General features: G+C 53.7%; 19 protein-coding genes, 1 tRNA gene and 1 pseudogene. 8 read left to right on the top strand and 13 right to left on the bottom strand.

The window, feature by feature from the left end:
- Positions 1-4: 4 nt before the first annotated feature.
- The 6 genes from paeA to tadA all read right to left on the bottom strand — a co-directional run bounded on the left by paeA (position 5) and on the right by tadA (position 7,962).
- Positions 5-1,324, bottom strand: a complete 1,320-nt coding sequence (paeA, locus tag CUC53_RS08140) for a polyamine export protein PaeA (RefSeq protein WP_100293690.1) — start codon at positions 1,322-1,324, stop codon at positions 5-7.
- Between the two features lie 192 nt (positions 1,325-1,516).
- On the bottom strand, positions 1,517-2,227 hold the full coding sequence (gene phoU, locus CUC53_RS08145) for a phosphate signaling complex protein PhoU (protein WP_100293691.1): 711 nt from the start codon (positions 2,225-2,227) through the stop codon (positions 1,517-1,519).
- 108 nt (positions 2,228-2,335) lie between these two features.
- Positions 2,336-3,154, bottom strand: coding sequence for a phosphate ABC transporter ATP-binding protein PstB (gene pstB, locus CUC53_RS08150; RefSeq protein ID WP_100293692.1), 819 nt, complete (start codon positions 3,152-3,154; stop codon positions 2,336-2,338).
- A 133-nt stretch (positions 3,155-3,287) separates the two neighbouring features.
- Positions 3,288-4,937 (bottom strand): phosphate ABC transporter permease PstA, encoded by a 1,650-nt coding sequence (pstA, locus tag CUC53_RS08155; protein ID WP_100293693.1) that lies wholly within the window; start codon positions 4,935-4,937, stop codon positions 3,288-3,290.
- Positions 4,938-4,969: 32 nt separating this feature from the next.
- A complete protein-coding gene (locus CUC53_RS08160; RefSeq protein ID WP_100293694.1) occupies positions 4,970-7,207 on the bottom strand; it encodes an ABC transporter permease subunit in 2,238 nt (745 codons plus the stop codon).
- A gap of 230 nt (positions 7,208-7,437) precedes the next feature.
- Positions 7,438-7,962 (bottom strand): tRNA adenosine(34) deaminase TadA, encoded by a 525-nt coding sequence (gene tadA, locus CUC53_RS08165; RefSeq protein ID WP_100293722.1) that lies wholly within the window; start codon positions 7,960-7,962, stop codon positions 7,438-7,440.
- Positions 7,963-8,215: 253 nt separating this feature from the next.
- On the opposite strand from tadA, the gene CUC53_RS08170 reads away from it, so the two are divergent.
- The 3 genes from CUC53_RS08170 (at position 8,216) to aceA (ending at position 12,159) form a co-directional block, all read left to right on the top strand.
- Positions 8,216-8,292 (top strand) — tRNA-Pro (locus CUC53_RS08170).
- Between the two features lie 872 nt (positions 8,293-9,164).
- Positions 9,165-10,772: a malate synthase A gene (gene aceB, locus CUC53_RS08175; protein ID WP_100293695.1), complete on the top strand. Its 1,608-nt coding sequence runs from the start codon at positions 9,165-9,167 to the stop codon at positions 10,770-10,772.
- A gap of 73 nt (positions 10,773-10,845) precedes the next feature.
- The gene (aceA, locus tag CUC53_RS08180) at positions 10,846-12,159 is read left to right on the top strand and encodes an isocitrate lyase (RefSeq protein ID WP_100293723.1); all 1,314 of its coding nucleotides are present in this window, start codon (positions 10,846-10,848) and stop codon (positions 12,157-12,159) included.
- 223 nt (positions 12,160-12,382) lie between these two features.
- Here aceA and CUC53_RS08185 read toward each other — a convergent pair whose 3' ends face one another.
- Positions 12,383-13,021 (bottom strand): tellurite resistance TerB family protein, encoded by a 639-nt coding sequence (locus CUC53_RS08185; RefSeq protein WP_100293696.1) that lies wholly within the window; start codon positions 13,019-13,021, stop codon positions 12,383-12,385.
- Positions 13,022-13,451: 430 nt separating this feature from the next.
- On the opposite strand from CUC53_RS08185, the gene rsmS reads away from it, so the two are divergent.
- On the top strand, positions 13,452-13,607 hold the full coding sequence (rsmS, locus tag CUC53_RS08190) for a pleiotropic regulatory protein RsmS (RefSeq protein WP_100293697.1): 156 nt from the start codon (positions 13,452-13,454) through the stop codon (positions 13,605-13,607).
- Positions 13,608-13,616: 9 nt separating this feature from the next.
- Here rsmS and CUC53_RS08195 read toward each other — a convergent pair whose 3' ends face one another.
- Positions 13,617-14,465 carry a LysR family transcriptional regulator gene (locus CUC53_RS08195; protein ID WP_100293698.1) on the bottom strand — a complete coding sequence of 283 codons (849 nt, stop codon included), beginning with the start codon at positions 14,463-14,465 and terminating at the stop codon, positions 13,617-13,619.
- Positions 14,466-14,694: 229 nt separating this feature from the next.
- On the opposite strand from CUC53_RS08195, the gene CUC53_RS08200 reads away from it, so the two are divergent.
- Positions 14,695-15,936 carry a cyanate transporter gene (locus CUC53_RS08200; RefSeq protein ID WP_100293699.1) on the top strand — a complete coding sequence of 414 codons (1,242 nt, stop codon included), beginning with the start codon at positions 14,695-14,697 and terminating at the stop codon, positions 15,934-15,936.
- Positions 15,937-15,988: 52 nt separating this feature from the next.
- Here the strand turns inward: CUC53_RS08200 and rluF are convergent, their stop codons facing one another.
- Together rluF and CUC53_RS19460 are read right to left on the bottom strand one after the other, a co-directional pair.
- On the bottom strand, positions 15,989-17,005 hold the full coding sequence (rluF, locus tag CUC53_RS08205) for a 23S rRNA pseudouridine(2604) synthase RluF (RefSeq protein WP_100293700.1): 1,017 nt from the start codon (positions 17,003-17,005) through the stop codon (positions 15,989-15,991).
- Positions 16,992-17,114, bottom strand: a complete 123-nt coding sequence (locus tag CUC53_RS19460; protein WP_272896761.1) for a hypothetical protein — start codon at positions 17,112-17,114, stop codon at positions 16,992-16,994. Before CUC53_RS19460 ends, rluF begins: the two co-directional genes overlap by 14 nt.
- Positions 17,115-17,640: 526 nt before the next feature.
- Between CUC53_RS19460 and gdhA the strand changes: the two genes are divergently transcribed.
- The 3 genes from gdhA (at position 17,641) to fabV (ending at position 21,062) form a co-directional block, all read left to right on the top strand.
- Positions 17,641-18,987 carry an NADP-specific glutamate dehydrogenase gene (gene gdhA, locus CUC53_RS08210; RefSeq protein WP_100293701.1) on the top strand — a complete coding sequence of 449 codons (1,347 nt, stop codon included), beginning with the start codon at positions 17,641-17,643 and terminating at the stop codon, positions 18,985-18,987.
- A 174-nt stretch (positions 18,988-19,161) separates the two neighbouring features.
- The gene (locus CUC53_RS08215) at positions 19,162-19,572 is read left to right on the top strand and encodes a DCC1-like thiol-disulfide oxidoreductase family protein (protein WP_100293702.1); all 411 of its coding nucleotides are present in this window, start codon (positions 19,162-19,164) and stop codon (positions 19,570-19,572) included.
- Positions 19,573-19,862: 290 nt separating this feature from the next.
- Entirely contained in the window at positions 19,863-21,062 is a 1,200-nt protein-coding gene (fabV, locus tag CUC53_RS08220) for an enoyl-ACP reductase FabV (protein ID WP_100293703.1), read from the top strand.
- A 115-nt stretch (positions 21,063-21,177) separates the two neighbouring features.
- Here fabV and CUC53_RS08225 read toward each other — a convergent pair whose 3' ends face one another.
- The 3 genes and pseudogenes from CUC53_RS08225 to CUC53_RS08235 form a co-directional block, all read right to left on the bottom strand.
- Positions 21,178-22,206 carry an OmpA family protein gene (locus tag CUC53_RS08225; RefSeq protein WP_100293704.1) on the bottom strand — a complete coding sequence of 343 codons (1,029 nt, stop codon included), beginning with the start codon at positions 22,204-22,206 and terminating at the stop codon, positions 21,178-21,180.
- 612 nt (positions 22,207-22,818) lie between these two features.
- A pseudogene (locus tag CUC53_RS18960) lies at positions 22,819-22,999 on the bottom strand (IS481 family transposase); the annotation flags it as partial.
- A gap of 264 nt (positions 23,000-23,263) precedes the next feature.
- Entirely contained in the window at positions 23,264-24,283 is a 1,020-nt protein-coding gene (locus CUC53_RS08235) for an OmpA family protein (protein ID WP_100293705.1), read from the bottom strand.
- Positions 24,284-24,498 lie beyond the last annotated feature (215 nt).

The raw sequence follows: 24,498 nt of genomic DNA on the forward strand, positions 1-24,498 counted from the left end.
CCTTTTACATATCATGAGCAGGTTTATCGGCGCTGATCGGTTCAACTCGGGTCACCAGCAGTTGATCAATCTTGTAACTGTCGATATCCACTACCTCGAACTTATAACCTGCATATTTAACCGAGTCGGTACGCTTGGGGATCTTGCGCAGCATATACATGATAAAACCCGCGATAGTCTCGTAGTTTTGATCATCTGGGAACTCTTCGATATCGAAGGCCCGCATCACGTCGGAGATGGGGGTCACCCCATCCACCAACCAGGAGTTTTCATCCCGCTGGACAATCTGCTCCTCAACCACGTGGGTAGCCCACTCGCCCATGACGGTACTCATCAGATCGTTCATGGTGACGATCCCTACCACTAGAGCATACTCATTCATCACCACGGCAAAATCGCCTCGGTGGTTCTTAAAGTACTCCATCGCCTCGTAGAGGTTGAGGGTATCGGGAATGATGATGACATTTTGCACCAGTGAGCCACTGTTGAGATCGATACTCTGGCCACGGATGACACGGATCAATAGCTCCTTGGCATCCACGAACCCCTTGATACTGTCAAGGTTGTGATCGCACACCAGAAACTTGTTATGGGGATGCTCGGCAATTTTAGCTTTGATACTCTCCTCGCCCTCTTGCAAGGTGAAGTAGATGAGGTTCTCCCGCGCCGTCATGGCCGAGGTAACTCCCAGAGATTGCAACTCGAATACATTCTCGATCAGCTGGTGCTCTTCCCGCTGAATCACCCCTGCCTCAGCGCCGGCATCCATCACCGCGTAGATATCATCCGAGGTGATTTCATCGTTACGCACCATGGACACTCGTAACAAACGAAATAGGGCATTAGCTAACCCATTAAAAAACCACACCAGCGGCATCAACAATGTCACGCACAGCAGCATAGGGCGAACAACGATCACTGCGATCCGCTCTGGCATGGTCATCGCCAGCCGCTTGGGCATCAAATCAGCAATCAGGATAAACATCCCGGTGACAAACACGAAAGAGGCGGCGGAGCTTATCTGGCTAAGCCAAGGCCCCTGATAAAAACCAGAGATAAACGCTTTGATAGCAGGATTGAGGGCCGACTCACCCAAAATACCGCCCAAAATAGCCACGGTATTAAGGCCTATCTGCACCACAGTAAAGAAGTTACCCGGCTGGGCCTGCAGGGCCAGCACCTTATCGGCATGGCGATTGCCCTCATCCGCCATCACCTGCAACTTGATTTTGCGGGAGGCGGCCAACGAGATCTCGGAGAGGGAGAAGAACACGCTGCCTGCGACCAGCAGCATTAAAAAGAACAAACTATCAGCAAAACTCATGATTAACCTATTGCTACACCCGCCTTAGCACAAGACGGCAAACTGGGCCTAGGAGACTAGGCCGTGAGTCGATCCGAGACTCACACAGGGGGCACATTCTAGCAGAAAAGTGCCATCTGGGTGGCGATATCTTGCTCGAATGCTCAGCACCATCAAAAAAGGCGCTCAACGCGCCTCGTCTACATCTCCTGATCACTCTTTACCCAGCAGAATCGTCAGCTCATCAGCCTTGGTATGACGGACATCCTTGCCTTTGACGTAGTAGACAATGTACTCGCAGATATGTTGGCAGCGATCGCCGACCCGCTCGATAGCCCGCGCTGCCCACAGCACATTAAGCACCTGAGGAATGGTGCGGGGATCTTCCATCATGTAGGTCATCAGCTCGCGGATAATGGACTCATATTCCTTATCCACCTTGTCATCTTCTTTGTAAACCGCCAACGCCGCATCCAGATCCATCCGCGCAAAGGCATCGAGCACATCGTGCAGCATCTTGATGGTGCGACGGCCCATGTTCTCCAGCGACACCAGCGGCGGCTGCGGCTTGTTGGCGTTTTTGGTCAACATCCGGGCAATCTTGTCAGCGACGTCGCCAATCCGTTCCAGATCAGTGATGGTCTTGATGATAGCCATCACCAAGCGCAAATCAGAGGCTGTCGGCTGGCGCTTGGCGATAATACGGGTGCACTCCTCGTCGATCGCCACTTCCATCGCATTGACCTTGTGGTCGTTGGCCACAATCTTACGGGCCGCTTCCAAATCCTGATCGTGGATGGCGGCAATCGCATCGGTGAGCTGCTGCTCCACCATGCCGCCCATCACCAGTACCTGATTGCGTACACTTTCGAGCTCGGTATTGAACTGACCGGAGATATGCTTATTGAGGTTCATATTGTCCATACAAATAATCCTTACGTTATCTCGATTATGCGTGAATCGTGGCGTTCTTCGCTAATGCGTGTGCTGCTGTTCATCCCTTGTCACAGCACAACTGACGCCACGAGCCTCTTAGCCGTAGCGACCGGTGATGTAATCTTCGGTCTTTTTCTTGGCCGGGGTGGTGAAGATGGTGTTGGTATCCGAGTACTCGATAAGCTCGCCCATATACATGAAGGCAGTCTGATCTGAGACCCGCGCTGCTTGCTGCATGTTGTGGGTCACGATCACCACGGTGAACTGGCTCTTGAGCTCGTTGATCAGCTCCTCGATGGTAAGGGTGGAGATGGGGTCGAGCGCCGAGGTCGGCTCATCGAGCAACAGCACTTCAGGCTCGATGGCGATGGCGCGGGCAATCACCAGACGCTGCTGCTGACCACCGGAGAGACCGAAGGCGTTGTCATGCAAACGATCCTTCACTTCATCCCACAGTGCGGCGCCGCGCAAGGAGCGTTCGGCGGCTTCATCCAGAGTGCGACGATCGTTGATGCCCTGTAAGCGCAGGCCATAAACCACGTTCTCATAAATCGACTTGGGGAAGGGATTCGGGCGCTGGAACACCATGCCCACCTGACGGCGTAGCGCCGACACATCGACACTCTTGTCATAGATGTTGTGGCCATGGAGCTGGATCTCCCCCTCGATACGGCAGATTTCCACCAGATCGTTCATCCGGTTGATGCAGCGCAGCAAGGTTGATTTGCCACAACCGGACGGGCCGATAAAGGCGGTGACCTGCCCTTTGGGGATCTTCATATTGACGTTAAACAGTGCCTGCTTGTTGCCGTAGTACAGGTTCAGATCCTTCACTTCCAGCGCGGTCTGCGCAGGACTTAGGTTAAGCAGATCCAGCGCCGTGTGCTGATTGGATGGGGTCGTTACGTTAATCATCTATTACCTCAACATCTCTCTAGGATGGCCGGACTTTTGCCAGCGACCGTCATATATGGCTACAGACAGCTGGCGGCACGCACGCGACCGCCCCTCTGTTATCTCACTCTGGTATCACTCAAGCGGCGCTGGATTAATGCTCCAGCGACCGGAATTTCTCACGCAGGTGGTTACGAATCCCAATGGCAGTCAGGTTCAGGCCCACGATCACCGTCACCAACAGGAAGGAGGTGGCATAGACCAGCGGGCGGGCCGCCTCGACGTTGGGGCTCTGGAAACCGACGTCATAGATGTGGAAACCCAAGTGCATGAACTTGCGCTCCACGTGCAGATACGGGAAGTTGCCATCCATCGGCAGAGTGGGTGCCAGTTTCACCACCCCCACCAGCATCAGCGGCGCCACTTCACCAGCAGCACGGGCAATCGCTAGGATCAGGCCAGTCATGATGGCTGGGCTCGCCATCGGCAGCACGATACGCCATAACGTCTCAGCTTGGGTCGCCCCCAGTGCCAGCGAGCCCTGACGGATGGTGCTCGGGATCCGCGCCAGCCCCTCTTCGGTGGAGACAATCACCACCGGCAGGGTCAAAATGGCCAAGGTCAGGGCCGACCAGATCACGCCAGGAGAGCCAAAGGTCGGGCTTGGCAGCGCTTCGGGATAAAAGAGCGCATCAATGGAGCCACCCAAGGTGTAGACAAAAAAGCCCAGACCAAACACGCCGTAAACGATGGAGGGCACCCCCGCCAAGTTGATCACCGCGATCCGGATGATCTTGGTCAAGCTGTTTTTCCCCGCATACTCGTGCAGATACACCGCTGCCACCACTCCCAGCGGGGTGACGATGATCGCCATCAGGAACACCATGAAGACGGTGCCGAAGATGGCGGGGAACACCCCACCCTCGGTGTTAGCCTCACGGGGATCGCCGGTGATAAATTTGCCAATTTGGTGGAACCAATGACCCAGCTTAGCCAGCAAACTCATGTCATTAGGCCATACCACATCCAATACCTTGGACATCGGCATGGTCACCAACTCACCACGCATATCCTTGACCGTGATGACGTCACGATCGGCCTGACTGCGCAGGGAGAACAGCTCTTTTTCCAGCACCTGATAGCGATCGTTGAGGGCCTGACGCTCGCTCGCCAGTTCGGCTTTGAGCTGATCGGTCAGCTTGTCATCCAGCTCAGCCTTGCGCTCTTTGAGACGCAGCCGCTCCAGTTGATAGTTGATGCTGCCTATCTCACCTTTTTGCAGATCGTTCGCCTGCTCGGAGAGCAAGTTAGCCCTTGCTAACACGCGCTGTAAGGCAGTGCGCAGATCTTGGCTGTGGATCTTGCCATCTTCCTTGACGGCGGTGATGTAGCCATAAAAGTTACCGTTGGTCGCCCGCTCGATCATGGCCAGCTCTGCGGGTAAGTGCTGTGACTGAATATCAGTCTCTAATACCCAGCGAAAATCAAGGTCGACGAACTCACGGTTACCGGTTTTGACCAGATAACGGGTCAGCTCTTCACGCTCCTCCCCCGCCAGCGCCAGCCCTGTGGCACGCAAACGCTCCACCGGCACCACTTCACGATCGTTAATTTCGCCAATCAGCACGCTCTTATTACCGCTGGCATCCGTCAACTGCCACTCATAGATGGGATGCGGCCAGAAGTAGATGAGGCCACGCCAGCCGATCAGCAGTAACAGCCCCAGCACAGCAACCAGACTCAGGCTGACGGCGCCGCCGGTCATCCAGATCCAGGGGGCCCCTGATTTAAACCACTTACCCATTATTGATTCCTCGATCCTGACAGAGCCGCCCTTTACAGGGAGCTGTATTTCTCACGCAACCGCTGACGAATAAACTCGGCCAGGGTATTGAACAAAAAGGTGAACACGAACAGGACAAACGCCGCGAGGAACAGGACCCGGTAGTGAGAGCTACCCACTTCCGATTCAGGCATCTCCACGGCGATGTTGGCTGCAAGGGTACGTAATCCCTGGAACATGGAGAAATCCATGATGGGGGTATTACCGGTCGCCATCAGGACGATCATGGTCTCACCGACGGCGCGGCCAAGGCCCATCATCACCGCCGAGAAGATGCCAGGACTGGCGGTGAGGATCACCACGCGGCTTAAGGTCTGCCATGGGGTTGCCCCGAGAGCCAGTGAACCCTGGGTGAGGTGTTTTGGCACCGAGAAGACCGCATCTTCGGCGATGGAGAAGATGGTGGGGATCACCGCAAAGCCCATGGCGATGCCGACCACCAGCGAGTTGCGCTGATCAAACTTGATACCCATTTCGTGGGTCAGCCAGATGCGCGAGTCGCCGTGCATAAAGGCATTCTCGATAAGTGGGCTTAAGGCAAACGCGCCCCAGCCAATGCACAGCAACACTGGGATCAGCAAGATGGCGTGCCACCCTTCCGGCAACCAGGACTTGCCCCGCTCCGGCAGGTAGTGCCAGAGCAGCGCGGTCAGCAACATGCCCATCGGCAATAAGATAAGCAGCAACACGATGCCAGGCAGCGCTCCTTCGATGATCGGCGCCAACCACAAACCGGCTAAAAAGCCGAGGATCACCGTTGGCAGCGCCGCCATGATCTCCACCGTCGGTTTGACGTATTTACGCAGCCCCGCCGACATGAAATAGGCGGTATAGACGGCGCCAGCGACCCCAAGCGGCACCGCAAACACCATGGCATAAAAGGCGGCTTTGAGGGTACCAAACACCAGCGGCACCAGACTCAGCTTGGCTTCAAAATCATTGCTGGCTGACGTGGATTGCCACACATACTGGGGCTCGGGATACCCTTCGTACCATACCTGCTGCCACAGCGCAGACCACGTCACCTCGGGGTGATCGTTCTCTACCGTAAACAGGGTGAAACGCTCCCCCTGCTGCATCAGCAGTACATTGTGACGCGGGGAGATAGCAAGGGCTGAGAGTGCGCCCCCTGCCACCGTCTCGGTCAGCAGCTTGGTCTCGCCGGTAGCGTGGAAAAAGCTGATGGTGCCCGCTTTATCTGCACTGATAAATCCCTTGCGATAGTGCTCAGGAGTGAGCAAATCCACCGCTCCATCCCCTTTAAAATCACGGATCTGGGTGAATTGGCGCTTACCCTCTTTCGCCACTTCAAACCACTGCGAAATGACACCATTATCATTGCCCACTAACAACGAGGAAGCGCCTGCCAGCAACTCAACTCGGGTGACATTGGCGTTCGGGGCGTTGATCTCCAGCACATTACGCAGCGCAATCTCGCTTAAGTTATGGATGTCATAGACCGACAGGCGGTTGCCCTCACGGACAAACAGAATGCGCAGATTAGGGGTAAGTAACAGCTGGTCGACATGACGCGGCAGAGCGGGAATGGTGTAGTTCTGGGCGCTCCACTCAATCTCGCCGGAGAGGAAGTTCTCCTCGCCGCTCATCACCATCAACACGCCACGGCCATCCTCGGTCACTGCCGCGGTCGCCATTTTGTCTTTGGTGGCTTCAAACACCATGGTCTTCAGTGCCTTACCTGCGGAGTCAATCACCATCGGCTGTTCACCGAAAGGGGACTGCAAGCTGGGCTCGATGACGCGCACATCATTGGGATAGGAGACTTTGAAGGTGGGCTGCACCACTTGCGCTGTGCCGTCAGCAAAGCCATAGGCAATCAACTTCTGCCCAGGTGCAGGGGCTGCAACGGCAGTTACCTCACCGGCAACCTGACTCTGACCGAGCACGTCTCCCACGTTCATCTTGCCATCGTCTTTTAACGCAAAGAAGGTGACTTTCCCTTGGTCAGTAAAGCGATAGCCAATTTCATTTTGCTCCTCGACGCCAAGCCACGCCGTTTTCCCTGCCGTTGGCAACGAGAACGACGCGCGCTGTTCCATCGTGGCACCATTAAAAATGGGTTTCACCACATAGAGCAGATAGAAGAAGATAAGCAGCAGCGCCACCAGTACCAGAGCACCCCCGGTAGTGACTCCGAACTTGGCTAATTTGTCCTTGATCCGGCGTTTTTTACTGCCCGCCATGACCAAATTTAACGATTCCGATGACATGCAAGACCTCAATGTGAGCTAGGCTGGGCGGCATTATATGGCGGTTGCATGACAGTTTTGTTACATGATGACAGCAAGCAAGGCGGTATTTTGCGAGGCGATCAACCGTGCTAAACCGCCCAAGCGAAGGGGCATTAATCAACAAACAATTATTTGATTTATATGACTTTATTGCTAAACCCTAGGGCCATCTCTTTGGTTTAACAAGATCCGATGTCACTGGGTAGGGTTTAACACGAGGCACCATCCGCCCCGATCTGTTGGGCTAGCTTGGCGGCTTTCTTTTCTGCACGTCGGCGTTTGAAAAACGCCGATAATTGGGCGGAACAGGCCTGCGCCAGTACGCCCCCTGTCAGCTCAATGTGGTGGTTGTGACGGGGGTCTTGCAAGATTTGAAACACTGACCCTGCCGCGCCGGTTTTAAGATCAGTGGCACCGAAGACCACCCGCTTAACCCGACTGTGAATCAAGGCGCCTGCACACATGCAACAAGGCTCTAAGGTCACATAGAGCACCGTATCGAGCAGACGATAGTTTTGTAGCCGCTCACCCGCCGCTCTGATCGCCATCACCTCGGCATGGCCACAGGCATCGTGACCACTGATCGAGCGGTTCCAACCTTCTCCGACTACCTCATCCCCTAGCACCAACACCGCCCCCACGGGAATTTCACCTATCCCTTCGGCTTTACTCGCTAATGCCATGGCATAACGCATCCACCGTTCATCTTGCGCTGCCTGATCCACTGCCTGCATGATGTGTAAGGGATTCACTGTTGGGCCTCTCTGTGTCATCCATCGATGTACGCTGCGGGGATAGATCTGTCGGCCTTGAGCAATCGATCCCGTGGCCATGGTCAGCCACCATTATGCCAAATCCCCCCTCACAGCCCAAGTTGCATCATGGCTGAACAATAAAAATACAATCCGCATCTCACTGATAAAAAAGGAGTTGCGCCAACGAGTGCATCTCATTAGACTGCCCACCGTCAGCTCAGACTGACCTCGTCGGCGTGTAGCGCAGCCAGGTAGCGCATCTGCATGGGGTGTAGAGGGTCGGAGGTTCGAATCCTCTCACGCCGACCATTTAATCAGTGTTTACCTCAGTGATATTCCCCAGCAAAACGCCCGAATCACAGATCTCAGTCATCAAGACCCACCTCATCGCTCGAAAAGAGATGGCTCAGGTCGTCACCCACTCTGTTATTTGCTCTGCTTGACCACTCGCGCTTTACCGCTAAGTAAATAGCTGCGGTGAATAAGGCGTGGCACTTGCCGCGTGCGCAGCTAGCCTGAGCAGCTTTCAGTAACGACGTTAAATCGAGATACCGCAGCCCATTTCATCTCAGCCATAAATACAACAAAACACCATATAATTAATAAATTTCAGCATAATAAACTAACAAGTTTCCCCTCTTTTTTGTCATTGTTATCAAGTGTCGCCAAGCTAAATCGGCGTTATCACTCTTCATTTTCACCCCAAACCACCTGCCCCCTGTTCTACCGTCCCATCGCAAAATTGAGTTTAAAACAACCGTTCATCTTTATTTGTTATCAAAGGCTAAGCCCTGTCAGGCTTGCCCATCTGCAATTCATACTGCTGTTTTTTGCAAGCTTGGAGTAAGGTCGGGATTCATTTTTGCATTTGTAATTTTATTACGTAATAAGAAACAAATAGCCTTATTTAAAACAGGGCAAAAACATACCTTGTCATCACCTTGAAAATAACCCCATAACCCTATTTACCGACGATCTTACAAAAACAACTAATGTGATTTAAAACAATGAGATGTGATTTTAAAAAATGAAAACAGGATGAAAAAAATATTGACTAACAAGACAATATTTCGCACTTTACTCGCTATCGCTTCCTGTTATCACCAGCGTTTCTCGCTAGGCCAATCGACTTTAGTCGTAGTTAATTAGTTCAAAATGTAATTTTCAATGGAGTGAATCTTATGTCGATACCCGTGCAAACCCACTGCCCCCCCCGACTTCATATTCAGGGAGCAATCGGGCCGGAATATGCGCACATTTTGACGCCGGAGGCGGTCGCATTGGTCTGCGAACTGGTAGAACGTTTTGCTCCTCAAAGAGGGGAATTACTGAAACAACGTGTGGCGCGCCAAGCTCGCATTGATGGTGGCGATCTGCCTGACTTTTTGCCAGAAACTGCCCACATCCGCGAAAGCACTTGGACTATTCGCGGTATTCCCGCCGATCTGCAAGACCGCCGTGTGGAGATCACCGGCCCAGTCGAACGCAAGATGGTGATCAACGCCCTCAACGCCAACGTTAAGGTGTTCATGGCAGACTTCGAAGATTCACTGGCTCCCGCTTGGAACAAGGTGATCGAGGGGCAAATTAACCTACGTGATGCCGTCAACGGCACCATTGCTTACCAGAGCCCAGAGGGGAAAGCCTATACCCTCAACCCCAACCCAGCAGTGCTCATTTGCCGAGTGCGAGGTCTGCACCTGCCGGAAAAACACGTCACCTTTGATGGCGAGCCCATTCCTGGTGGCCTGTTCGATTTTGCCCTCTATTTTCAACACAACTATCAGGCGCTGCTGGCCAAGGGATCAGGCCCCTACTTCTATATCCCCAAGCTACAAAGTCATTTAGAGGGGCGTTGGTGGAGCGAAGTGTTTGCGTGGACCGAGGACAAGTTCGGCCTGCCCCGTGGCACCATCAAAGCCACCGTGCTGATCGAAACCCTGCCGGCGGTATTCGAGATGGACGAGCTGCTTTATCAGATGAAAGATCACATCGTGGCGCTGAACTGCGGCCGCTGGGATTACATCTTCAGCTACATCAAAACCTTGAAAAACCACCCAGACCGAGTGCTACCTGACCGCCAAGTGGTGACCATGGACAAACCATTCCTCAATGCCTACTCGCGGCTGCTGATCAAAACCTGCCACCAGCGTGGGGCGCTGGCGATGGGGGGCATGGCCGCCTTTATTCCGGCCAAAGATGCCACCGCCAACGAGCAGGTGTTTGCCAAGGTCAAGGCGGATAAACAGCGCGAAGCCAGCAACGGTCATGATGGCACGTGGGTCGCTCACCCCGGTCTTGCTGATACCGCCATGGCGGTGTTCAACGCCACGATTGCGGCTGGCGCCAGCAACCAGATTGGCGTGCTACGCGAGCAGGACGCCCCCATCACCGCCGCCGACCTGCTAGCCCCCTGTGAAGGCGAGCGCACCGAGGCAGGGATGCGCACCAATATTCGGGTCGCCCTGCAATATCTGGAGGCATGGATCAACGGCAATGGCTGCGTGCCTATTTATGGTCTGATGGAAGATGCCGCCACCGCCGAGATCTCCCGCACCTCCATTTGGCAATGGATCCGCCACGGCAAGCGCTTGTCGAATGACAAGGTGGTGACCAAAACGCTATTTCGCCAGATGCTAGCCGAGGAGCTGGAGGTGGTTAAAACCGAAGTGGGCGCTGCCCGCTGGCAAGCAGGACGCTTTACCGAGGCGGCCGCGCTGATGGAAGAGATCACCTGCGCCGATACCCTGATCGATTTTCTGACGCTGCCCGGTTACGAGCGGCTCTGAATAGTGAGCCCCAGGAAGGGCTCACCCATAACAAGTCAATGGAAACGAGCAATCAATGAAAGAGGGAACTGATATGGCATTGACCCGTGAGCAACAGATCCAAGCTATCGAACAAGATTGGGCCGAAAATCCCCGCTGGAAAGGGATCAAGCGCGGCTACAGCGCGGCAGATGTAGTGAACCTGCGCGGCAGCTTGCAGCCTGTGCATACGCTGGCCCAGCGTGGAGCCGACAAACTGTGGCAGCTGATCCACGGTGGCGCCAAAAAAGGCTACGTCAACTGCCTCGGTGCCCTGACTGGCGGTCAGGCAGTGCAGCAGGCCAAGGCGGGGATCGAAGCGATTTATCTCTCCGGCTGGCAAGTCGCGGCGGATAACAACCTCTCCGCCACTATGTATCCAGATCAATCCCTCTATCCGGCCAACTCGGTACCGTCGGTGGTGGAGCGGATCAACAACTCCTTCGCCCGTGCCGACCAGATCCAGTGGGCTAATCAAGTAGGGCCGCAGGATAAAGGCTTTATCGACTACTTCCTGCCGATCGTGGCTGACGCAGAAGCTGGGTTTGGCGGCGTGCTCAATGCGTTCGAACTGATGAAGGGGATGATTGAAGCAGGCGCCGCCGGCGTGCACTTCGAAGATCAGCTGGCATCAGTGAAAAAATGCGGCCATATGGGGGGTAAGGTGCTGGTGCCGACCCAAGAAGCGGTCCAAAAACTGATCGCGGCACGGCTGGCGGCAGATGTGTGTGGCACCACCACCCTCGTCATCGCCCGCACCGACGCCAACGCGGCGGATCTATTGACCACCGATGCCGACCCTTACGATGCCGGTTTCCTGACCGGAGAGCGGACCGCCGAGGGCTTTTACAAAGTACAGGCCGGTATCGAGCAGGCGATCTCCCGTGGTTTAGCCTACGCCCCCTATGCCGACATGATATGGTGTGAGACCGCTAAACCAGACTTAGATGAAGCACGCCAATTTGCGGATGCCATCAAAGCAAAATACCCAGACAAAATCTTGGCTTACAACTGCTCACCCAGCTTTAACTGGAAGAAGAATCTCGACGATGCCACCATCGCCCGCTTCCAGCAGGCACTGTCAGACATGGGTTACAAGTACCAGTTCATTACCCTAGCGGGCATTCATAACATGTGGTTCCACATGTACGAACTGGCCTACCAGTACGCCCAAGGGGAAGGCATGAAACACTACGTTGAGATGGTGCAGCAGCCGGAATTTGCCGCCGCAGAGCGCGGTTATACCTTCGTCGCTCATCAACAAGAGGTGGGCACCGGTTACTTTGACAAAGTCACCACGGTGATCCAAGGCGGTCAATCTTCGGTCACTGCGTTGACAGGCTCCACCGAAGAGGAGCAGTTTCACTGATCGGCCAGCGCGCAATATGCTCCCTGCGCGCTAACGGGTCGGGCACGACATCCTGATGCCGTGCCCGACCCAACGTGATGCCACCGTAGGTGTGTAATAGTAAAAGCCGGAATCGAGAGGTTCCGGCTTTTGTGATCCTGCCCCCACAGCTCACCACGAACAAGCAGATTGTTCCCCACCAAAGAGCACGCCCTCACTTGGCGATGAGCAGTGGGCCCAAAGGTCAGCTGACCACGCCCAGCTGAGCGACCTGCCGCTCAATGCTGCTTTTGAGGTTATCATCGAGCTTGAGGGCTCGTGCTAGCTCATCGAGGTAGCCGCGCTCCATAAAATGATCTACTTCGATGGCGAGCAGGGAGGCCAAATACACCTCGGTGGCCAGCTCCATGTCCGTCACTTCCCGCGCCAGTGCATGAGGATCGAGTGGGCGCGCCAACTCGGCGTCAATCCAACGCGCTGCATCACTTTGTCCCTGCTCGGTCAGATACTGCTGGATCTTCTGGCGCTCGGCGCCGTCGATATGACCGTCGGCCCGGGCCGCAGCCACCATGGCGCGCACCAACAACGCGGCGCGGGCGTCCAGCGCATTGCCTTCCAGTGCGCTGATGGGATGGGTAGGTTGAGCCGGTGCCGCCTGCTGGGCTTGCCAATCCTGATAGAGCTTGTAGGCCAACCCACCAAGGGCTGCTGCCCCACCGACTGCGGCTGCCTGACTGCCATACTTGCGCATCTTTTTGTTGCCAAGTAGTAACCCCAGCGCGCTACCAGCCAACGCTCCTTGCACTTGTCCTTTGCGCTTATCACCGCCCTCGTTGAGCCAACCTTTGCCTGCGCCCAGCAACTGCTCCAGCATCTGTTTCATCTTGTCACTCCTGCGGTTATCTGCGAGTAAGCACCTAGCTCAGTAGGCACCATTGACCAGCCAGATCGGTCACGGAGCACCAGCACCTACCACAACGCACACTCAATGCGCAAGGATATCGAGCACAGCCCCAGACCAAGATGGCAGGTGATATTAGGCCTGATCGCATTGGCCTGCTTCACCTTACATTAAGTCAGCTCACATAGTGGTCGCTATCCCCTGAATCGGGGATGAATTGTTAGTCGCACTGCCGATGCCCCCTTCTTATTACGTCCCTTACACCAAAGCCAGCGCCAACACATGAATGCAACCTCTCCATCCTTGCGGCCATGGTGTTAACCCATGAGTCACCGCAAGGTCGGTGCCCCATTGGGAAGCGGCGAGCGCCTCGGTATACTGCTGGAGCAATGCTCACCATAGGATGGCTGTCATGTCGCTAGAAAATGCCCCGGCGGAAATCAAACTCGCGGTCGACCTGATCGCGCTGCTGGAAACCAATCAGATCGCACCAGCGCTCGCCTTAGCGGCGCTCGCTATCGTGGTCGAAGATTACCAACACAAATTGGCACAAGGACAATCTCAGTAAAGGGCAGGCTTATGGTGATGATGTAGCCATGACCCGGTCACAAAACTGGATCAAGGCTTCACTTAATCGCGTCAATGGCTCGCCGCGCTCGGCACCCACATGCAGGGCCAGCTCGACAGGCGTCACCTCCGGCAATTGGGTCAAGATCCGCTGATCCGCCTGCACCAAACGTTTGGGCAACAAACTAATGCCGATCCCCGCACTGACCGCCCCCTGCAAACTGGCAAGGCTGGCACTGACATAGGTGATCCGCCAACGTCGCCCAAGGCCATCCAAGGCCGCCATCATCTGCTGGCGATAGAGGCCACCATTAGGAAATACGGCCAAAGGGAGGGGATCGCCCTCGCTGGCAGGCCACTCACGGCTATCGACCCACGCCAAGGGTTCACACCAGCTGGCCTGCGGCGCACCCTGCCCGCGCGGCTGTTTGACCAACGCCAGATCCAGCTCACCGGATTCAAAACGTTGCCAAATGTCAGGGCTAAGACCACTGTGTACCTCCAGCCTGACTCGGGGATATTGGCGAGCAAAGGTCGCCAGCACTGGCGCAATCGCCCCCGCCGCAAAGTCCTCGGGCACCCCGAGACTAAGCTGCAAACTGGCCTCAGTGACCTGCTCTTGGGCCTGAGCTAACAGTGAGAGAATACGGCGGGCAACGCCAAATAACTGTTCACCTTCTGGGGTCGCTACCACCTGACGGCCACAGCGGTCGAGCAGTCGACAGCCCAGTTGCTGCTCAAGTCGGCGCATCTGTTGACTGATGGTGGACTGGGTCAAATGCACCCGCTCTCCTGCGCGGGTAAAACTACCGGTATCGATAATGGCGACAAAGCTGCGCAGCAACAGAGGGTCCAGCATGAAAGTACTCCATTAACAAATCCACTATCAGCTATTCTACCATTTAATTTCCACATACTTGATACCCTAGATAGGCTGTTTTTCTTTTTGTTTCACCAGAATAGTTATATGGAAAGTAAACATCATTCAATATATAGAACTGATAAGAACCCACCTGAGCGACATATAAAACTATTAAAGATATTATTCACGACATCTAACCATCTTGCACAACATAAGGCCCACCATCATGACTAGTGCTCGGCTGACTGACGAGCCAGCACAGGGTGAACGTGCCACATTTTTGGTTCTAGTAATCCTAATAAGTCTGAATCTACGCCCTTTTCTGACTGCCATTGGCCCGCTGAGCAAAGAGATCGAGCTACACCTCGCCATGAGCCTCGACACTCTTGCGTGGCTCACCCTGTTACCCCTGTGGCTGATTGGGATCGGCGGGCTGCTGACCCCGAGTTTGCGCAACCGCTATCGCCCCCATCAACTATTGACCGTTGCGTTACTGTTGTTAGCGCTCGGGAACGGGATGCGATTTGATAGTCAATACGCTGACCTCTTGATCGTCAGTGCGGCCTTATGTGGCCTTGGTTCAGCCTTGATTCAAGGGGTCTTACCTGGCCTGATCAAGCAGATGTTTGCCCACAAGGTGCCCTTGGTGATGGGGATATTTTCTGCCTGCATGATGGGCGGTGGCGCATTGGGGGCGAGTCTTACCCCCCAGTTGGCCACCTGGGTCGATTGGTCACGCGCGCTGGCGATCTGGTGCTTGCCGGTATTGTTGGCCCTGCTGTGGCTAGGCTGGCGAGTGCGGTTGACAGCCAGTCCGCCCCCCGTGGCCGTACTCGGCCAGCAGCGCCTGATCACCTTGCCCCGCACCTGGCTGCTGATCACCTGTTTTGGCATCATCAATAGTGGATATGGCATTGTGATCGCTTGGCTCGCCCCAGCCTATCTCGCCCAAGGCTGGAGCGCCCAGCAAGCGGGGAGCCTTGTCGCGTGGCTGGCATTAGCGCAGACCTTGGCAGGGCTTGGTTTACCGCTATTGTCTGCCCGCTCCCTAGACCGCCGCCGCTGGATGGCGCTCGCGATTATCTGCCAAGCCGTCGGCTTTGCCGGTCTCTGGCTTGCCCCTACCGCCGCTCCCGTGCTGTGGTCCATGTTCTGTGGGGCAGGCCTCGGTGGCAGTTTCGCCTTGGTGATGGTGATCGCACTTGACCACCATCCGGATCCGCACCGCGCCGGAACCTTAAACGCCCTGATGCAGGGTGTCGGCTTTATGCTGGCCGCCACCGGCCCTTGGGTGGCGGCGCGGCTCTATCACCTGAGTGGCGATTTTTCCGCTGCTTGGCAGTGGCAGCTGGGGGGCCTGCTGCTGATGAGCTTGCTGGTAGTGCGGCTCGACCCGCGCCACTACCCCAGCGCCATGGGGCTACCTGCGGTCATGTCAGCTGCGGCACAACGCAATACACCGGCTTAAGGCCGGTGTATTGGGGATAACAAGCTAACGCTTGGGTAGATCGGCGGGCAACTTAACGCCCCTTTTTCTGCCGTCCGGGGTTAGCGGGGCGCGGCTTGCCTGCGGCCGGTTTGCCACCCTTGGGGGCCCCTTTACCTGCTCCGCCCTTGTTAGCCGCACCTTTGCCCGCCCCCCCTTTGCCCACCGGCAGCTTCCTCTCAAAGGCGTCTGGGCCGGGCACATTGGGGCGACCACCAATCTCGTGATCGTCATCGCGGCGCGGCTTCTTGCCTTGGCCAGGTTTGGCGGTTTGCGCCGCAGGAGCCTTGGCTACCTTCGGTTTTTCACCCTTCGCCGGTTTCACCTCGGAAGAGGAATCTTCAATCAGCTTGAACAGATCGATCAGCTCGTCGTCGGTCAGATCGCGCCACTCGCCCACCGGCAGTCCCTTGAGGCTGACATTCATGATGCGAATACGCTCGAGCTTGGTCACGGCAAAACCGAAGTGCTCACACATGCGGCGGATCTGGCGGTTCAGCCCCTGCACTAGGGTGATGCGAAAGACGAACGGCGCCTCTCTCTTCACCTTGCACTTCTTGGTAACGGCGCCAAGGATCGGCACCCCAGCTGCCATGGCGCGCACAAACTCGTCGGTCACCGGCTTGTCGACGGTGACCAGGTACTCTTTCTCGTGATCGTTGCCCGCCCGCAGGATCTTGTTGACCAGATCGCCGTGGTTGGTGAGGAAAATCAGCCCCTGCGAGTCTTTGTCGAGCCGCCCAATGGGGAAGACCCGGGTGCTGTGGTTGACGAAATCGACGATGTTGTCCTTCTCGCCCGCCTCGGTGGTACTGACGATGCCCACTGGCTTGTTAAGGGCGATAAAGACCAGACTGTCTGCCTCGCGCGGCTCAATCACCTGACCGTTCACCTTGACTAGATCGCCGACCTGTACCTGATCGCCAATCCCTGCCCGCTTGCCGTTGATAAAGACGTGGCCCTGCTCGATAAAACGGTCGGCCTCGCGGCGCGAGCAGATGCCACTCTCGCTGATGTATTTGTTCAGGCGCATCGATTCATTCGCTAGCATGAGTCACCTGCCATGGGCGTAACGCCGCTGAAAATAACCACGTCTGGTGGGCGGCCACCGCACAGGCGGCCGGTAAGCTGTGCCAGTTCAAGTCGTCAAGGTGCTGCATACTGCTCCATCTTCAAAGCTGCCTATGGGTCAAATTGGCCGACACGGTAGCACATCTGCTCGCGGGGCCCTATCCCGCCTCTTCCCCCCATCCGCCACCAGCACATGAGCGGCCTCCCCTCGCGTCCTTGGCTCTCCTGCACTGATCCACTCCATAACGTAGGAAATATCCTAAATGCACGTTTCCCTCTGCCATCTTGTTGCTTACGGATTTATGCTGCAGCCATCGGCCATCAATGCACACATTATGCATTTCCATCCTCGCTAAGTAGCAATAGACCAATAAAAGCTTGCTATTTATTGACCTTAAATGCATAAAAAGATGGAGCATCACGTACATAGTCTCGCTACTTGACTGCGATTTAGCAGTATTTTTTGTGGGCGCTCCGCAAAAAAGCGGTAAAGAATGCGATAAATCATGCATTTCGCCACATTCATCACTGGGACTCGATTTGGGTCTATGTACGGGGTGTTACCTCTTTTCTCTGGCAAGAGGCCCATCTTTTCATTCACTACAGGAGTTACAAATGAGCCATTCTTTATCCCAGGCTGAGTTCCTCGCCAATGTGGCTAAGCGCAACCCGCATCAGCCGGAGTTTATTCAAGCGGTGAGCGAGGTGGTTGCCTCTATTTGGCCTTACCTCTCCCGTCACCCACGTTATCTGCAACATGGGCTGCTGGAGCGCTTGGTTGAGCCAGAGCGCTTGGTGCAATTTCGGGTCAGCTGGGTCGATGACAAGGGGCAAGTACAGGTCAACCGGGGCTATCGCGTGCAGCACAGCTCGGCAATCGGTCCTTTCAAGGGCGGTATGCGTTTTCACCCCTCGGTCGATCTGTCTGTGTTGAAGTTCCTCGCCTTTGAGCAGACCTTCAAAAACGCCCTCACCACCCTGCCCATGGGCGGCGGCAAAGGCGGCAGTGACTTTGATCCCAAAGGCAAGAGCGAAGGAGAAGTCATGCGCTTTTGCCAAGCGCTGATGCTTGAGCTCTATCGTCACTTGGGGGCTAACACTGACGTGCCTGCCGGTGATATCGGGGTGGGTGGACGGGAAGTCAGCTACATGGCCGGCATGATGAAGAAGCTCACCAACAGCGCCGAATGCGTATTCACTGGCAAAGGGCTCTCGTTTGGCGGCAGCTTGATCCGCCCAGAAGCCACCGGCTATGGACTGCTCTACTTCGTTGAAGCCATGCTGGCAAACCGCGGTCAATCTCTGTCTGGGATGACCGTCTCTGTCTCTGGTTCCGGTAACGTCGCGCAATATGCCATTGAGAAAGCCATGGAGCTCGGTGCCTGCGTCATCAGCGCCTCCGATTCTGGCGGTACTGTCTATGACCCCGCAGGATTTACCCCAGCGAAGCTGGCCAGATTGATGGAGCTTAAAAACGAGCAGCGCAAGCGGATCGCCGATTACGCTTACGAGCAGGGACTGGAGTTTTTCAGCGGTCAAACCCCTTGGCACTTACCTGCCCAAGTTGCCCTACCTTGCGCCACCCAAAACGAGCTGGTGGAAGAAGATGCCCAGCGTCTCATCGCCAATGGCGTGCAGCTAGTGGCCGAGGGTGCCAACATGCCAAGCAGTGCAGCTGCTATCAGCGCGTTCCATCAGGCTAAAGTGCTATTTGCACCTGGCAAAGCCGCAAACGCAGGAGGCGTTGCTACCTCTGGCCTTGAGATGAGTCAGAATGCCCAGCGCCTCTCTTGGAGTCGTGAAGAGGTGGATGCTCGCCTCAAGGGGATCATGACCAGCATCCATGCCACCTGTGTCCGTTACGGCCAAGATGAGCAGGGCCATGTGAACTACGAGAGCGGCGCCAATATCGCCGGCTTTGTGAAAGTCGCTGATGCCATGCTGGCGCAAGGGGTCTGCTGATCCTGTGCCAGTGTGAGAAGAGGTTGTATCTCCCCTCTTGCCCTCATCAAGACGGTGCCTATCAGGCGCCGTTTTGCTTAAAGGTCAGCAGGTCAATACATCATCGTGCCACTTGTCCCACCCTGTTTAACGGACCATCAATGACAGCGCAAAAATAGGATCACGAGGGTGACCATGAATAACGTTCCTGAGGTCGTGATTGTTTACGACAAGCAGTGCCCCGCTTGTGATTACTATTGTCAGTTAGTGCGGATTAAAGAGAGTGTTGGCCGATTAGTGCTGCACGACGCGCGTAGCGGTGGGGAGATCATCGAGCGCATTACCGCCCATGGTTGGGATATTGATCAAGGCATGGTGATCCAGCTAGGGGATTCGCTTTATTATGGTGCCGATGCGATTCATCTTTTATCACTGCTCAGCAGTCAGCACGACATGTTTAATAAAGTGACCTATTGGCTATTTCGCTATAAATGGGTGTCACGCTGTCTCTATCCATTGCTTAAAACATTGCGAAATTTATTACTGAAAATACTCAAAAAAACCAAGATCAATAATTTAAAGAAAACCCGAAATAGCCATTTTTGATACGAATGTCCTAGCTAAGTTTAAGTTAATGCTATGACACGCAACCCGCCGATATACGTCAGGTATCTCTGGTCGCTGAATAAGCAGATAGGCCTAATAGATAACCCTCACCCGTGAATTCAGTTCATTAAGTGCAATACTTCTGGTGAATTAACGGATCGGTTAATGATGCAGCAAATCGCTCATTGCGTGGTCATTTTTACGGTAGTAAAACACATCAGAGCACCTAATCGCGGCAAGATAAGGTATCTTATGCCCCGATTCCATCCATTTAACGGATCTGAGACCTTATGATTATTAAACCCAAGATTCGCGGCTTTATTTGTACCACCACTCATCCAGTGGGGTGTGAAGCCAATGTTCGTCGCCAAATCGCCTATACCAAGGCCAAAGGCGTGCTCGAAAATGGCCCTAAGAAGGTCCTCGTGATCGGGGCTTCTACGGGTTATGGTCTGGCCTCTCGCATTGCCACCGCGTTCGGTTCTGGTGCGGCGACTATCGGTGTTTTTTTTGAAAAGGCCGGCAGTGAAACCAAAACAGCCTCTGCTGGTTGGTATAACTCTGCCGCCTTTGATAAAGCCGCCAAAGAGGCAGGCTTGTACGCAAAAAGTGTGAATGGGGATGCCTTCTCTAATGAGTGCCGTGCCAAGGTGATTGACCTTATCAAAGCAGATTTAGGCCAAATTGACTTGGTGATCTACTCACTGGCCTCCCCCGTACGGAAGTTGCCAGAGACCGGTGAAGTGGTCCGTTCTGCTCTCAAGCCCATCGGCGAGACCTATACCTCCACTGCGATTGATACCAACAAAGATCAAATTATCACCGCCACCGTGGAGCCTGCCAACGAGGAAGAAATTGCCAACACCATCACCGTGATGGGTGGACAAGATTGGGAACTGTGGATGGCGGCCCTGCGTGATGCGGGTGTGTTGGCTGACGGCGCAAAATCAGTGGCTTACTCCTATATCGGTACCGATCTGACGTGGCCTATTTACTGGCATGGCACCTTGGGACGCGCCAAGGAAGACTTGGATCGGGCGGCGAGCGCCATTCGTGGCGACTTGGCCAGCAAAGGTGGCACGGCCCATGTTGCAGTGCTGAAATCCGTGGTAACGCAAGCCTCGAGTGCAATACCGGTCATGCCACTGTATATCTCAATGGCATTTAAGATCATGAAAGAGAAGGGTATTCACGAAGGTTGCATGGAGCAAGTCGATCGCATGATGCGCACTCGGCTATACGCTGCGGATCTGGCCCTGGATGAGCAGGCACGCATTCGTATGGATGATTGGGAGCTGCGCGACGATGTGCAACAAACTTGCCGCGATTTGTGGCCTGCCATCACCACTGAAAATCTCGCTGAGTTGACGGATTACATCGGTTACAAGCAAGAGTTTTTGCAGCTATTTGGCTTTGGCCTAAATGACGTCGATTATGATGCAGAGGTGAACCCTGACGTATCATTTGACGTGATCGAGCTCTCAGCCTAGGTGAGGTAACACGCGGCTTGGTTTGACTAACGCGTGCTTTCTTATCTATTAAAAGGCCAGTCAGGTTTCACTGACTGGCCTTTTTCACTGAGTCAAGTAGGGCAACCCCGCTCGATCACTGCTCCACGTTTTGGCTCCCAGAAATACGGACTTCCACTCGGCGATCTGGAGCCAAACAAGCCGCCAACTGAGCCTTATCCTTGATGTTGTCGCATTGCGAGCCAGTCACAGAGTCCGCTTCGCCACGGCTTTCAATCATTACGCCACTGGCTGGGAGCCCTTTGTTGATCAAGAAGTCTGCCACGATACGGGCGCGAGTTTCCGATACCTTGAGGTTATAGTCGTCAGGACCGAGACGGTCGCTATAACCGATGACCACGGTTGTGCTCTCTTTAGGATTAAGATCAATGATTTGCTGATAGAGGGTATTGAGTGCAGCGCTACCTTCTGGCTTGAGGGTTGTTTGACCAAAATCAAACAATACGTCTGCACTCAAGGCGAAATTTTTCTCGGCAACTGCAGACTCTTCTGCTTCGAACACCGCCGCGGGCGCTGCTGCAGCCGGTGCAGATTGTGGTGCAGTCTCACTGCGACGATAGGGGTGCATCACTAGCTCAAAAGTCGTGGTGAGCAGGTCACGCCCTGCTGTTTGATCATCACCTACTTTCCACATATAACGAGAACGGGCTTGCACATCAAATAAGTCGCTTAACTTGATCGCCAAGCCTATTCCTACTAACGGGGCAACACCGTTACCACTATGGCTAGTGGCGTTAGCATTGACATTAACGTGATGCAAATAGGCGCCACCCTCGGCATACACGGAGAAAAATTTATCCAATGGTAAGCGAGCAATACCAGATAAAACGGCCCCCTGCGCTTTAAAATCGCTACCGTTTTCTCCTCCCTGACCCGCATAAAGATAACCCAGTTCAAGTGCATAATGGTCCGTGAAACGATAACCACCAAATAGATCAAGTGCGATAGTCTCTTTATCAAAAGTGACTCCTTGCACATCATTGACATTATTAGCATATACCCAACCGCCCCCCAACCCCGTATACCAGTCATCGACGGCAAGCACCGAACTACTCGTCGCTGCGATTATCAATGATATTAGGGCTGGAGTGATCTTAAAGTTCATTTTTTATCCTCGGGCATTAACCCTGTTAGAGTATCTGGTACATAATTGTTATTACTGTAAGTATAGATAACAAGCTATTTTGATGATATGTATCATCAATAGTCGCCACATATGGCATAGTCTGAAAAAACACATTCAGCCCCGCAATCAAGCAACGTGCTGGCCTTACTACTTTATTACGTTGGATGACACCGTTCAAGGTTACTGTTCTTGGCTGTGAGTTGTACATCGCTTTAATTTATTAACAAAAAAATCCATTATGGGTGATTAAATATAAAGTCATATGCATCACAATCACTCATCACAACTAAAAACGCATATAAAGTTGACCTAAGTAATATAAACCTACTGTATTCAATACAGAAATTTTTGAAATGGATACGCTTGTTACCTGGGGGAATATATTATTAGGCCACACCAGCCAGCTCAAATAAAACACCATTAATAATCAAAAAAAACAATACGGATTCTCATTAGCGGTTAACAAAAAATGGAGCCATTGCTTGCTAAGCATAACTCCCCTCACGGAGAAGACGTCGCAAACGGGTTGCTAATCATGCTGAAATACCCGCTATTCTCTTTACAGAAATTAAGCGATAGAGATCTAGTTATCACTGACTCATAATAAATCGCACTTCCCTTGATATGGAAGTGTTCATCCAGCAAAGTCGATGTAGCAGCTCGATAGAACCATTACCTTGGGGCCTGCGACCTTGGTGATCAGCTATTCGATCCCCTCCAGTTGTAGGAACGGCTCATAGGGATGATGGTCAGGATGCCCACAGGACCCGCGCCTGAGGCTTCAAAGAATGACAGCATCCGCAGCAAATCTTGAGTCTGTCTGGCGAGGGAGTCATTGAGGATGGCTTGTTCAATCTCGGTAGCACCCCAGTTTGAGATTAGTCTCTTTACAACCGAGCAATTGGTCGAGCAAGCCCTCGACGCCATAGGCCGGAGATTACGGCTGGTTTCGTAGAACTCTGACCAATGAGCTTGCGGGTTTTGCTGATGTTATCAAGCTCTTTAGAGAGCGCTAGCCTGACGTTCTTACCCTAGGTTAGCCCTCCACGTTTTGGAGCCCAGAAACACGGACTTCCACTCGGCGATCTGGAGCCAAACAAACCGCTAATTGTGCCTTGTCTTTAATGCTGTCGCATTGTGAGCCTGTGATAGGGTTCGCTTCGCCACGACCTTCAATCTTCACACTACTGGCTGGCAACCCTTTGTTTATCAAAAAGTCTGCCACGATGCGAGCACGAGTGTCCGATATGTTGAGGTTATACCCATCATGACCGATACGGTCGCTATAACCGATGACCACGGTACTGCTCTCTTTAGGATTAAGATCAATGATCTGCTGATAGAGGGTATTGAGTGCAGCACTACCTTTTGGCTTAAGTGTTGCTTGACCAAAATCAAACAACACGTCTGCACTCAAGGCAAAATTTTTCTCGGTAGGTGTAGGCTCTTTGGCTTCGAACACTGCGGCAGGGGCTGCGGGAGTTAGCGCCGGTTGCGGTGCAACATCACTGCGACGATAGGGGTGCATCACTAGCTCAAAGGTTGTGGCGAACAGGTCGCTTTGCCACGTTTTTTGCTCATCACCTAGCTTCCACAAATAACGAGAACGGGCTTGTAAATCAAGCAAGTCGGTTAACTTTATTGTCAGGCCGATCCCAACCAACGGTACAACACTATTATCGCTATTGCTGTTACCGTTTACATGATTAAAGTAGGCCCCACCTTCGGCATAGACAGCAAACATCTTATCTAGGGGTAAACGAGCAAGACCTGATAAAGTGGCCCCTTGCGCTTTGAAGTCAATGCCATCAACGCCTCCCTTACCCGCATAAAGATAACCCAGCTCAACCGCATAATGGTCAGTAAAACGATAACCGCCAAATAGATTTAGTGCCGTCGTCTCTTTATCAAACGAGAGCCCGTCTACATTATCGAGCTTATTAGCATATGCCCACCCCATGCCCATCCCAGTATACCAATTATCGGCCGCAAGCACCGAGCTACTGGTAGCAGCAATCATCAATGAAATCAGGGTAGGAGCGATTTTCAGGTTCATTTTTTATCCTCGAGCATCAACCCAGTCAGGGCATCCTGTGTATGTTTGTTATTACTATAGATGGCAACCTATTTTATGATAATCGAGCTCATTTGGAGCTTTTTAGGTAGTCTGCAAAATACGTTCGACCACCAAAATGCATTGTAGGTATAGATACTTGATTATGTTGAGCAGCGCCAATCAAGGCCATGGAATCTAACATGTGCACCATGCAC

It is taken from the genome of Aeromonas cavernicola (genome assembly GCF_002795305.1).
GTDB classification, from domain to species: Bacteria; Pseudomonadota; Gammaproteobacteria; order Enterobacterales; family Aeromonadaceae; genus Aeromonas; species Aeromonas cavernicola.